The organism is Atopobium sp. BS2, from assembly GCF_000565075.1.
GTDB lineage: Bacteria > Actinomycetota > Coriobacteriia > Coriobacteriales > Atopobiaceae > Lancefieldella.
This window is the reverse complement of sequence record NZ_JDFG01000047.1, coordinates 81,096-92,645: the sequence shown is the minus strand read 5'-3', so window position 1 is coordinate 92,645 and position 11,550 is coordinate 81,096. Positions and strand designations below refer to the sequence as shown.

The following is an 11,550-nucleotide window of genomic DNA, read 5'->3' as shown; positions in this document are numbered from 1 at the left end:
GAATTCTCAAAGCAAGTGCAACGTTTGGTGATGGTAGACTTCCCAAGGGCACTTCCAACCCAGACGCTTACGTGGCCTCAGATTGAGCTCATTATATACTGCCTCAATCTCTCTATCGCTAATCGATGAGAGGTCTGTACCTTTTGGAAAATACTCTCTGATGAGACCGTTGGTATTTTCATTGGTACCTCTTTGCCAGGGATGATGTGGAAGACAGAAGTAGATACTTACTCCAATAGCTTCTTGAAGTTCTGCTGCTCGAGCAAACTCAGATCCACGATCAAGCGTTATGGTTTTTACTACCTCACCTCTCAAAGCTTGCTGTATAGCTACATTGACATCAGCACTAGACCCTGATGCAGCTTTGCCACCAACAAGGTAGCCGCTCATACGGTCAACTTGTGTGACCAGGCGTGGCCCTTTGGCCTTACCGATGACGGTATCACCTTCCCAGTCTCCAATGCGTTGGCGATCTGCAACCTCTTTTGGTCTTTCGACAAGTTCATGAGTTATCCGTATTTTTCCTCTGCGCTCTATGAGGTGTTTTGTATGCCGTCGTTTACCTCGGTGTCTAAGTCTCTACGTACAGACTGTACACCTGGAAGTTCACAGTCTAGTTTTCCGAGTGTATGGCTCTATATATAGTGCTACAGCTGACAGGAGCGTAGGAAAGTTCTAAGTGTAGTCTGCCTGCAATCTGCTCAGGTGAGAAGTGGCGACTACAGATAAGAAAGACAATACGTGCACGAAGGCTTGGATCATCGAGTAGGGTGCGTTTCTTGCAAGCCTGGCGTCGAACATCGGTTTTTCTCTGAGCAGTCGAGGCTCTATAGCACAGATGCGCCACTCCAATGATTGTCCAACCGTTTCTTTTAATCTCTCGTGAAATACTTGATTTGTTTCGACCGAGCTTACGAGCAATCTGGCTTATACTTTCATGATTTTTCCACCAGACCATAATGTCTTCGCGCTCTTCAATGCTAAGATGGCTATAGTGACCCATGGAAATCCTTTCAATGATCGTTGTCGTAAGCGCCATTGTAGACCCATGGGTCACTACCTTGTCTTTTGTTGTTGCACTTGCAATGAGAATTCAAGATTTGATCACCATGACTTTACAAACTATCTAGAACAACTAGACGTAAAGGAACCAGTTCCAGCTGGTCGAGTGCCTACAACAACCCTCTTTTGCTATGACTATGATAAAAATATTTTTGTTGGAGCTGTAAATATTCGCCATTGCCTTGATGAGGGGCTTTTACATAGTGGTGGACACATCGGTGATGGAATTCGACCAAGTGAGAGAAGAAAAGGCTATGCAACAGCAATGATTGCGCTTGCGCTCAAAGAATGTAAGAAACTTGGTATTGAGCGTGTTCTTATGTGTTGTCGTAAAGATAATATCGGCTCGGCAAAATCTATTATCAATAACGGCGGAATACTCGAAAACGAAGTCCTTGATGAGGACAATGTGCTTACGCAAAGATATTGGATTGACCTTAAGTAGTTCTTCTCATTTGTCTACGAGGCTTGATATACTTTGAAAAAGGATATATGTATTCATATTTCCACATGAGATGAAGGAGAGCCTAATGATTCAAGACGAGCTCTTTGCACTTCAAGATACAGAATATGCTGCTTTTCAAAGTAAACTCACACCCAATATCTCAAGAGAATCCATCATTGGTGTACGCGTTCCTCAACTCAGAAAGCTTGCTAAAAGTCTTGGAAAAAGCAAAGAAGCTAACGAGTTTCTTCTCGCCCTTCCACATGCCTACTATGACGAAAACATGCTGCATAGCCTGCTTGTTTCCGAGATTAAAGACTTTGACGACTGTATCTCAGCGATTGATGCATTTCTTCCTTATGTCGATAACTGGGCCGTGTGTGACATCTTGTCGCCGCGGGTTTTCAAAAAGAATTGCACGCGTCTTATAACTGAAATTCCGAGGTGGGCATCTTCGAGCCATGTATATACCTGTTGCTTTGGAATAGAGATGCTTATGACTCATTTTTTGGATGATGATTTTGACTCTAAATACCTTGAAATTCCTGCGCAAATTCACTCAGATGAATACTACGTTAACATGATGATAGCCTGGTTCTTTGCAACGGCTCTAGCCAAACAATGGGACTTTACACTGCCCTATCTTGAAACCAAAAAGCTGGACATGTGGGTGTTTAATAAAACGATTCAAAAAGCATGTGAAAGCTATCGAATCACCAAAGAACAAAAAACTTATCTTAAAAGTTTGAAATAGTACTTTGAAAATAGCTGATTTGGTTTTTAGTAGTCAATCTAAATATTTAGGGGATTGAATAGCTCGACCCCCTATCAAATATCTATCAAATATGAAATAAAAAATTATCCTTCGACAGGCTGCCCAAGATAAGATGCAACAGAAGTTGCAGCGATGGCACCGTCTGCTGCTGCAGTAATAATCTGACGCAGTGGCTTCTTATTGAGGTCTCCTGCGGTAAAGAGACCAGGAGTTCTAGTAGCCATACGCTCATCAGCAAGGACATATCCCTGCTCGTCAAGGTCTACGAGGTCTGTCAAAAGCTCGGTTGAAGGCACGCGACCTACCAAGACGAAGACACCAAAGCTGCCCTCATCAAAAGTCTCTGTGTGCTCTTCTCCCGTCTGGTTATTGCGGAAGGTGATGGAAGTAAGCAAATCGTTACCATCAACTGCAGTAATGCTGGTCAGATAGCGAATCTCTGTCTTAGGATTCTCCTCAAACTGCTTAATTGCAGTTGCGTTAGCTCTTAGGTGATCTTTGCGGACGATAAGGGTTACTTTGTCAGCAAAACGAGCCAGGAATTGAGACTCCTCTACAGCGGTGTTGCCGCCGCCGATAACAAATACCTGCTTGCCGCGATAGAACATTCCATCGCAGGTAGCGCAGTAAGAAACGCCCTTGCCAGTGAATTTCTCTTCATTGGTAAAGCCGGCGTGGCGAGGATTAGCGCCGCCAGAAACAATGACGGCCTTTGCGTGATAAGTTCCCTCAGAAGTCTCAAGCACAAAGAGGTTAGTCTCTGGATCCTTAACAATAGAAAGGACGTTGGCCATAACAATCTCTGCGCCGAGGTCTGTAGCCTGCTTCTGAAGAGTATCGGTAATAGTGAAGCCATCAGTGTTTGGCATGCCAGGGTAATTCTCAACCTCAGTAGTGGTGATGACCTGGCCACCTACCGCCTGTTTCTCTAAAACAACGGTATCGAGAAGAGCGCGCTTTGCATAAATTGCTGCTGAAAGTCCTGCAGGACCACCGCCAACAATCACAAGATCTTTAGTAATAACGTCTGCCATGATTGGCTCCAATCGTATAAATCGTAACTGGCTTTGTTATACCCTACTGGTGACAATCATTATCAGTTATCTCTAAAAAATAGATTGCACACAATCTGTTCACAAATAAAAAAGAAGCGCGTCAAGACCCCATCTTGAACGCGCTCCCCTAATACTAAAAACTAGTTAGCAATGATGAAGTAAGCAACAAACGCAAGAGTTGCAACCCACATCAGAGGCTTAACCTTCTTAACGTTACCAGTAACAAGAGCAACAACAACATAGAAGATGAAACCAAAACCAATGCCGTCAGAGATTGAGTAAGTCATTGGAATACCAGCGATAACCATGAATGCTGGGAAGCCCTCAAGAAGATCGTTCCAATCAATCTCGGTGACCTCAGACATCATTAGGAAGCCAACAAGGACCAGTGCGCCGCAGGTAGCTGCAGAGCTTACGATAGAAATAAGAGGTGCAATGAATGCTGCTGCAATAAAGAGAAGACCGGTGAAAATAGAAGAAAGACCAGTACGACCACCATCGGCAGCACCAGATGCAGACTCAATAAAGGTGGTAATGGAAGAACAACCAAAGAAACCACCTGCAGCTGCAGCGGCAGAGTCAACAATAAGGATCTGCTTGATGTCCTTAACGTTGCCATCCTCAGTGAGGAAGTCGCCCTGTTTTGCGATAGCCATAGCAGAACCCATGGTATCGAAGAAGTCGGACATCATCAGAGAAAATGCAAATACAAGAAGAACTGGAGTTGTCAGAGCCTTAACAATACCCATAACACCAGCGCTATCGGTCAAGAATGGTGCACCAAAAGTGGAGAAATCAAGACCAGAAACAATGCCTGTAGGGCTTGCGGTAACACCTAGAGGAATACCAGCAAGTACGGCAAGAATAATGCCGATAAGCAGGGAACCCTTAACACGAGCAGAGTAAAGAACAACTGTTGCAACAATGGAAATTACACCAACGATAAAGGTTGGAGAGAAAATATCGCCAAGACCAACAAGTGTGGACTCATTTGCAATGATAATACCGCTGTTCTTGAGACCAATCATGGCAATAAAAAGACCTAGGCCAACTGAGATTGCGTGGCGTAGGTTTACAGGAATTGCGTCCATGATAGCTTCACGAAGGCCGCAAAGAACTAAAAGGAGAATAGCAACGCCCTCAATAAAGATTACTGCCATTGATGCATGCCAATCTCCACCAGTAATTGGAGTGAGAGAGAATGCAACAACAGCGTTTACGCCCATACCAGATGCACAAGCAAGTGGACGGTTAGAGAACAGACCCATCAAAATGGTCATGATGCCGCCACCAAGACAGGTAGCAGTAATAGCTGCCGAAATTGGAACTCCTGCAGCAGCAAGAAGAGCTGGGTTTACTGCAATAATGTATGCCATTGCGAGGAATGTAGTAATTCCAGCCCTAAACTCTTGAGCGGGATTACTGCCACGCTCAGCCACCTTAAAGAACTTCTCCATTAAGCTCTTCCTTCCTAAAGAGACTTTTCCTTTATGCAAGCGCTGAAGCGCTTATCACCAAAATAAAAAATTATTGAACGCCGCTTGAACCAAAACCGCCTGTACCGCGATCAGTCTGATCAAGCTCATCAACTTCAACAAGCTGTACAACAGGGACCTGTTGAATCACAAGCTGCGCAATACGCTCACCGCGCTCGATATGAATAGTTTCTTTGCTATCAAGGTTAATGGCACAAACCTTAAGCTCACCGCGATAATGAGCATCAATAAGGCCTGGAGTATTTGCCATAGAAAGGCCCTTTTTAAGGGCAAGACCGCTTCTAGGCTGAACAAATCCTGCGTATCCATCAGGGATTGCAATAGCTAAACCAGTGGAAATAAGTTTGCGCTCAAAAGGAGCAAGATCAACATCTTCAGCACTTCTAAGATCTAATCCAGCGTCTCCTGTATAGGCGTACGAAGGTAGCTCAACAGTAGGATCAAGGCGTTTAATAGGTAGCTGGATGTCAAAATTGCTCATTAATTCAGGCTCCTTAATTCTGCGCTAAATTCATCAACATCTTTGAAGTCTCTATAGACAGAAGCAAACCTAATATATGCAACTTTATCGAGCATAACTAGGTTTTTAAGCACAATGCTTCCAAGATCTTCAGATTTAATCTCGTATTGGCCCTTATCTCTAATCTGAGACTCAATACCATCAATAAAATGATCAAGGGAAGCAACAGAGATATCTCTCTTTACTGTTGCAGCAACAAGACCTCTCATAAGCTTCTGTCTATCAAAAGGCTCCTTGTGACCGTCTTTCTTAACAACGGTGATAGGAATCTCTTCTAAGCGCTCATAGGTTGTAAAACGAAACTTACAGGACATGCACTCGCGACGCCTTCTAATGGCATCGTTATTCTCAGATGAGCGAGAATCAATAACCTTTGACTCTTCGTGACCGCATTTTGGACAACGCATGGAATCCCCTTTTTTCGTATAAAAGGAAGATACCATTTTACGCAGGTATTGACTGCTATCAACACAGAATTCTGAGAGAAATTTACATAAATATTTACTATTTAGATACAGAAGGAATCTCTAAGGTTTGTCCAGCTCTTAAAAGAGAAGAATCGAGATTATTTCTTTCTCTAATCCAACTTACTTGCTGCTCTGTGGAGACGCCCTCAATTGGGTTGCTCTCTGCAATTGACCACAACGTATCATTGCTCTGAACGGTAATTGTTTGTGAAGCGCTATCCATTACAGATGTTGCAAATGAATTAAGAGCAGTTGTACGAAGGAAAGAAATCGCAAACATCAGAATAAATGATGCGGTAACAATAAGACCTGCAATAAAAGCCTCTTTGTTAGTCAGCGTCTTTACGTAAGAGACTTCCTCACGCTGAAGTGCAACGGAACCCTTCTTTGCGCCGCCTTCAATAACCTTAAATGCAGGCTTATAAGAAGCAAGTGCTGAAGTACCGTTAACCTGATACATCTTTGACTGATACATACGCCTCATATCATTTCCTTCCGTAATAGTTTTTACGGAACTAGTTATATCTAATACACCGGACAAAAAGTCATGTCCGAACGTTTGTACTAATAATATGTAGTACATTTGTTCGTGTCAAGAAAAAATAGAACATTCGTTTGATTAATTTTTAGAACACGTGTATTATTACTAAAAAGTAAAAGGAGGCTCATATGCCAAAGGGCAAACTTAGCAAGCGTCAGGCAGCAATTTATGAATACATCTGTTCATACACAGATCAACACGGCTATCCCCCTTCAGTAAGAGAGATTGGTGCTGCTGTTAATCTTGCGTCTCCTTCAACTGTCCATATGCATCTAAAGGTCCTGGAGCAGTTTGGCCTAATTGATAGAGACCCAAAGAAACCTCGTACTATGAAGATTGTTCCCCAGGCTTCTAGCACTTCTGACGCAGCAAAGCTCGCTCCAGTAACGCAAGATGTAGCTAATAATGTCATTAGTCTTCCTCTTGTAGGACGTGTTGCTGCAGGCACACCTATTCTTGCTGAGCAAAACGTTGAGGAATCTCTATCTCTTCCAACAAGCATTGTTGGAGATTCAAGCTCTTTCATTCTTCGCGTACGTGGAGAATCAATGATTAACGCTGGTATTTTTGATGGCGATTATATTGTTGTAAAAGAGCAGATAGATGCCCATGACGGAGAAATCGTTGTTGCTCTCATTGATGACTCTGCGACTGTTAAGACATTCTATAGAGAAAATAATCGTATTCGTCTTCAGCCAGAAAACGATTTTATGGAGCCAATCTACGTACAGAATCCTGTCATTTTAGGTAGGGTTACTGCACTTATTAGATCAATTTCATAGTCACAGTATGGGTGTGGAATTAGAACAATCCAAAGGTAGAGTAACTTTCTTTGATACTATTCGAGGAATCTCAGTGGTATCAATGATACTGTTTCACTATTCCTATGATTTGTTCTTTATCTCTCACATCAAGCTTACGTGGTTTACTCCTTTAGTCATGCAAATTTGGGTGCCTTCAATTTCGTATCCCTTTATTTTTATTGCTGGCTGCATGTGTGCTTTTTCAAAAAATTCCTTTAAGCGAGCAGGAGTTTACGGTCTTGTTGCTCTTGCAATATTCGCAGCTACCACCTTTGCGAATATTGATACTCCTATTAACTTTGGAATCTTCTTCTGCATGGCTTCATGCACCTTTGTAGAAGCCCTTATTTCACGTTTCGCTATTCCGCCCAAAGGGTATGCAGCGGCAATTCTTTTTCTTTTGTTATTTATTATCTGCATTCCAATTTCTGCAGGTCACATCGGTTTAGGTAACACGATTTTCTCGTTACCAAAAGAGTTGTATCAAACACCGTATTTAGCCTGGGCGGGATTTCCTTCTCCATCTTTTTCATCTGGAGATTACTATCCATTGCTCCCCTATTTGTTCTTGTATCTAAGTGGAGCAGCATTTAACAGGCAGTTCAAGGCAGAAGGCTATCCTAACTGGATGAAAACATTTTCCCTCCCCCTTATAACAGAGATGGGAAAACATTCGCTTATCGTTTATATTTTGCACCAACCAATTTTGCTGCTTATTGCCTTATTCGTCAGTCAGAATATCGTCCTCTGACACCACATAAGGCTCTAAAAGTGCCTGCATATAGGTGTCGGCTTTAACTGACAGCAAAAGACCTTCAGCAACGTATTGCTCGTGTAGAAGCTGGCACCTCTCGTGAACAGACTTAACAAGAGCGCCTTTGTTGAACGGGATAAGAGCGCTAATCACCTTGTCTCCAGCGCTGGCTATTTCTTGAATCTTGTGGAGAAGACCGTTAATGCCCATGCCTTCTTGTGCAGAAATAAATACAGCGTCTGGATAGAGCGCTTTAAGCATTTGAAGTTCTTGCTCAGAAAGTAAATCAACTTTGTTAAGGACAAGAATTTGATCGCTTTTATCGGCCTCAATATCTTTTAAAATACTACGAACAACTGCAATTTCTTTAGATAGATTCTTATCAGTTGCATCAGCAACAAGCAGCAGAAGATCAGCTTCTTGAGCCTCTACCAAGGTAGATTTAAAAGACTCAATCAGATTAGTTGGGAGCTTTTGAATAAATCCAACAGTATCCGTAAGAACAATCTTTCTGCCTTCATCAAGAGAAAGTGCTCTGGTAGTTGGATCAAGAGTTGCAAAGAGTTCATCTTTTGCATATACATCCGCGCCTGTGAGTTGATTCAGAAGTGTTGACTTACCAGCATTGGTATAACCAACAAGAGATACGCTAAACGTTCCAGAATTCCACCTGGACTTAGACTGAACTTCTCGCCTTTGGCTGAGCTGCTTAAGTTCATTTTTAAGGGTTGAAATACGCTTTCTAATAAGACGACGGTCAACCTCAAGCTGGCTCTCGCCTTGGCCAAATCGGCTACCAATGCCACCACGAGTTTGCTCGCCTACCAGGTGACTCCACATACCGCGAAGCCTTGGAAGTACGTACTGAAGCTGTGCAAGTTGAACCTGCAGTCGTCCTTCTTTAGTGCGCGCGTGAATACCAAAAATATCAAGAATCAGCGCTGTTCGGTCAATGACTTTAACAGGCTCGCCAAGTAATTTTTCTAGATTAGATTGCTGAGAAGGTGTGAGCTCATCATCAAAGATGACAACGTCAGTATTGGTGTTTCTTACAAGAGAAACAAGTTCCTCGGTTTTACCTTTGCCAATGAAAGTCTTAGGGATAGGTGCATCAAGTTTTTGCGTAAGACGCATAAAGACTTCAGCGCCGTCAGTTTGCGTCAGACGCTCAAGCTCGTCCATTGATTCTTCAAGCGACCAATCGCTTTTACCGCAATCAACGCCTACAAGAATTGCTCGTTCAACTTTAGGAGCAGTTGAAAATGGAACAAAACGACCCATAAACTCCCCATCTAAGACAAGGTAAATACGTTAGTTTTTGATGTGTCCTACTGGCATTGTACGTCAGCATGCTGCACAAGAATCATCTCGAGCGCATCTTCAGGCGTGAGTTGATCCATATCAAGCCACCTGACTCGACCATCTCGTTTAAGCCAAGAAATCTGACGCTTAGCATACTGCCTGGTGTGCTGTTTAATAAGCTCACGCGTTTGTTCAAGCGATTGCTCTCCAGCAAAGTACGCAAAGAACTCTTTGTAGCCAATTGCCTGACCAGCCGTACAATTTTCAGAGAGACCTGACTCAATAAGCGCTTGCACCTCTTCTACAAGCCCTTGCTCAAACATAAGGTCAACTCGGAGGTTTATTCGCTCATAAAGACGCTGACGGTCCATCGTAAGACCCCATATCTGGGCGTCAAAGTACGGTGTGTGATTCTTTAGGCCCTCATGATGAGTTGCATACGACTTGCCCTCTTCCAAGAGCTCTAAAGCCCTTACAACGCGTCGTACGTTATTTGGATGAATAAGCTCTGCACTTGCTGCATCTTTTGTGGTCAGAAATTCGTGCAAGCCCTCAGCACCAAGCTCTTCTGCAAGCTTTTCATAACGAGTACGTACAGGAGACTCGATTGAGCCTGAAGGAAACTCCATCTGGTCGATAATCGAATCAAGATAAAGACCCGTTCCGCCACAGAATACAGGTGTTTTACCAGCTTTAATAAGCTTATGAGCTTCCGCGCGAGCTGCCACTTGAAACATCTGGACAGAATATTCTTCTGAAATGTTGGCACAATCTACCATGAGAAGAGGAACTTCTCGCTCGTCAACAGGAGTTTTAGCGGTTCCAATATCCATGCCACGATAAACCTGCATTGCATCAACAGAAATGACAGAGGTCTCAAGCTTCTTAGCTACCAGCTCAGATAAGGAGCTTTTGCCCGAAGCCGTGGGGCCTACAATGCAGATAACTGAGCCATGAGAGCTCATCGAGGATCAGACTCCATGGTTCCGCGCAGATACCAGGTACGAGCCTCATCAATATGGACATCAACAATTTTGCCGATAAGATCTTCTGGTGTGTAACCTTCTGGCAGATTGAAGTGAACTGTTTGGTTCTTCTCGCTATGTCCCACCATAACGGTATTGTCACGCTTGGAAGTTCCCTCAACAAGAACTGCCTGTGTAGTATTGAGATCTACCTGGTTAGCGTCATGCGCCTGCTGAGCCACAAGCTCTGCAAGCCTATCAAAGCGCTCCTGGATGACCTCGTGAGGCGTGTTATCTTCGTATTTTGCCGCAGGAGTGCCTGGACGCTTAGAGTAAATGAAGGTATATGCGGAAGAATACCCAGCTTCTTTGACCAAAGAAAGCGTATCCTCAAAGTCTTCCTCAGTCTCTCCGGGGAAGCCAACGATAATGTCAGTTGAAAGCGCCAATCCTGGAATAGCTGCGCGCAGGCGAGAAACCACGTCTAAGTACTCTTCTCGTGTATAGCTGCGGTTCATCTTTTTGAGAACACGCGTAGAGCCACTTTGAACCGCAAGATGAAGATGAGGCATTACAGCTGGCGTTTCTTTCATGGCCGCAATAGTCTCATCAGTAAGATCCTTTGGATTTGAAGAAGTAAAACGAATGCGCTCAACGCCTGTCTGACCCACAGCATGCAAAAGCTCTGCAAAACGAGGCTTACCGTAGAGATCGCGACCATATGAGTTAACGTTTTGGCCAAGAAGCGTAATCTCGCGGACGCCATCTGCGACAAGACGCTCGCACTCACCAATAACAGCCTCAAAGGTGCGACTGCGCTCACGACCGCGAACGTAAGGAACAATGCAATACGTACAGAAATTATTGCAGCCGGTCATGATAGGCACCCAAGCGTGATACTGCTGAGCGCGGTTGCTTGGCAAATCTGTGGAGAAACCCTTACCCTCCTCAGAAGTGTCTACGGCTACACGGTCATTCTCGCCTCTAAATGCGCTGGTGAGAAGTGTTGGCAAGCTTGCAAGTGCGCTGGTGCCAAACACAACGTCAACGGCTGGGACCTTTTCACGGAGCTTCTCGCCATCACGCTGCGCAATGCAGCCGCCAATAGCAACAACACGCTTGCCTGATGGAGGCGTTGGAGCGCTGACCATAGCAGAAGCCTGACCGTAGAGACGCTGATCAGCGTTCTCACGAACACTACAAGTCATAAAGATGACAATATCTGCGTCATCGGTATCTGAAACCTCATTGCAGCCACAAGCCTCAAGCAGACCAGATACTCGCTCTGTATCGTGCAGATTCATCTGGCAGCCAAAAGTTTTGATGTGATATGTTTTTCCTACGAGCTCGGAATTTTCAATCATG

General features: G+C 44.0%; 14 protein-coding genes. 4 read left to right on the top strand and 10 right to left on the bottom strand.

The window, feature by feature from the left end:
* Positions 1-6 precede the first annotated feature (6 nt).
* Together HMPREF1492_RS07670 and HMPREF1492_RS07895 are read right to left on the bottom strand one after the other, a co-directional pair.
* The gene (locus HMPREF1492_RS07670) at positions 7-519 is read right to left on the bottom strand and encodes an IS30 family transposase (protein WP_232215565.1); all 513 of its coding nucleotides are present in this window, start codon (positions 517-519) and stop codon (positions 7-9) included.
* Between the two features lie 94 nt (positions 520-613).
* On the bottom strand, positions 614-958 hold the full coding sequence (locus HMPREF1492_RS07895) for a transposase (protein WP_502685327.1): 345 nt from the start codon (positions 956-958) through the stop codon (positions 614-616).
* A gap of 90 nt (positions 959-1,048) precedes the next feature.
* Here HMPREF1492_RS07895 and HMPREF1492_RS06650 point away from each other — a divergent pair, with 90 nt between their 5' ends.
* Positions 1,049-1,507, top strand: coding sequence for a GNAT family N-acetyltransferase (locus HMPREF1492_RS06650; protein WP_232215631.1), 459 nt, complete (start codon positions 1,049-1,051; stop codon positions 1,505-1,507).
* A gap of 85 nt (positions 1,508-1,592) precedes the next feature.
* The gene (locus tag HMPREF1492_RS06645) at positions 1,593-2,261 is read left to right on the top strand and encodes a DNA alkylation repair protein (RefSeq protein ID WP_084055002.1); all 669 of its coding nucleotides are present in this window, start codon (positions 1,593-1,595) and stop codon (positions 2,259-2,261) included.
* Positions 2,262-2,365: 104 nt separating this feature from the next.
* On the opposite strand, the gene HMPREF1492_RS06640 is transcribed toward HMPREF1492_RS06645, so the two are convergent.
* The 5 genes from HMPREF1492_RS06640 to yneA all read right to left on the bottom strand — a co-directional run bounded on the left by HMPREF1492_RS06640 (position 2,366) and on the right by yneA (position 6,304).
* The gene (locus HMPREF1492_RS06640) at positions 2,366-3,316 is read right to left on the bottom strand and encodes an NAD(P)/FAD-dependent oxidoreductase (RefSeq protein WP_035437270.1); all 951 of its coding nucleotides are present in this window, start codon (positions 3,314-3,316) and stop codon (positions 2,366-2,368) included.
* 161 nt (positions 3,317-3,477) lie between these two features.
* Positions 3,478-4,794, bottom strand: coding sequence for an NCS2 family permease (locus tag HMPREF1492_RS06635; RefSeq protein WP_035437268.1), 1,317 nt, complete (start codon positions 4,792-4,794; stop codon positions 3,478-3,480).
* A 70-nt stretch (positions 4,795-4,864) separates the two neighbouring features.
* The gene (gene dut / locus HMPREF1492_RS06630; protein WP_035437265.1) at positions 4,865-5,314 is read right to left on the bottom strand and encodes a dUTP diphosphatase; all 450 of its coding nucleotides are present in this window, start codon (positions 5,312-5,314) and stop codon (positions 4,865-4,867) included.
* A complete protein-coding gene (nrdR, locus tag HMPREF1492_RS06625; RefSeq protein WP_012808854.1) occupies positions 5,314-5,760 on the bottom strand; it encodes a transcriptional regulator NrdR in 447 nt (148 codons plus the stop codon). Before nrdR ends, dut begins: the two co-directional genes overlap by 1 nt.
* Positions 5,761-5,857: 97 nt before the next feature.
* Positions 5,858-6,304, bottom strand: coding sequence for a cell division suppressor protein YneA (yneA, locus tag HMPREF1492_RS06620; protein ID WP_035437262.1), 447 nt, complete (start codon positions 6,302-6,304; stop codon positions 5,858-5,860).
* A gap of 185 nt (positions 6,305-6,489) precedes the next feature.
* Here yneA and lexA point away from each other — a divergent pair, with 185 nt between their 5' ends.
* Together lexA and HMPREF1492_RS06610 are read left to right on the top strand one after the other, a co-directional pair.
* Complete coding sequence (gene lexA / locus HMPREF1492_RS06615; protein ID WP_035437259.1) at positions 6,490-7,143, top strand: transcriptional repressor LexA; 654 nt, start codon at positions 6,490-6,492, stop codon at positions 7,141-7,143.
* Between the two features lie 7 nt (positions 7,144-7,150).
* Entirely contained in the window at positions 7,151-7,915 is a 765-nt protein-coding gene (locus HMPREF1492_RS06610) for a heparan-alpha-glucosaminide N-acetyltransferase domain-containing protein (RefSeq protein WP_051479443.1), read from the top strand.
* Here the strand turns inward: HMPREF1492_RS06610 and hflX are convergent.
* The 3 genes from hflX to miaB are packed head-to-tail and all read right to left on the bottom strand — an operon-like array spanning position 7,886 to position 11,549.
* Positions 7,886-9,199, bottom strand: coding sequence for a GTPase HflX (gene hflX / locus HMPREF1492_RS06605; protein ID WP_035437257.1), 1,314 nt, complete (start codon positions 9,197-9,199; stop codon positions 7,886-7,888). The two genes, HMPREF1492_RS06610 and hflX, sit on opposite strands and share 30 nt — an antisense overlap.
* A gap of 47 nt (positions 9,200-9,246) precedes the next feature.
* Positions 9,247-10,185: a tRNA (adenosine(37)-N6)-dimethylallyltransferase MiaA gene (gene miaA / locus HMPREF1492_RS06600; RefSeq protein WP_035437254.1), complete on the bottom strand. Its 939-nt coding sequence runs from the start codon at positions 10,183-10,185 to the stop codon at positions 9,247-9,249.
* Positions 10,182-11,549, bottom strand: coding sequence for a tRNA (N6-isopentenyl adenosine(37)-C2)-methylthiotransferase MiaB (gene miaB, locus HMPREF1492_RS06595; RefSeq protein WP_035437251.1), 1,368 nt, complete (start codon positions 11,547-11,549; stop codon positions 10,182-10,184). Before miaB ends, miaA begins: the two co-directional genes overlap by 4 nt.
* Position 11,550 lies beyond the last annotated feature (1 nt).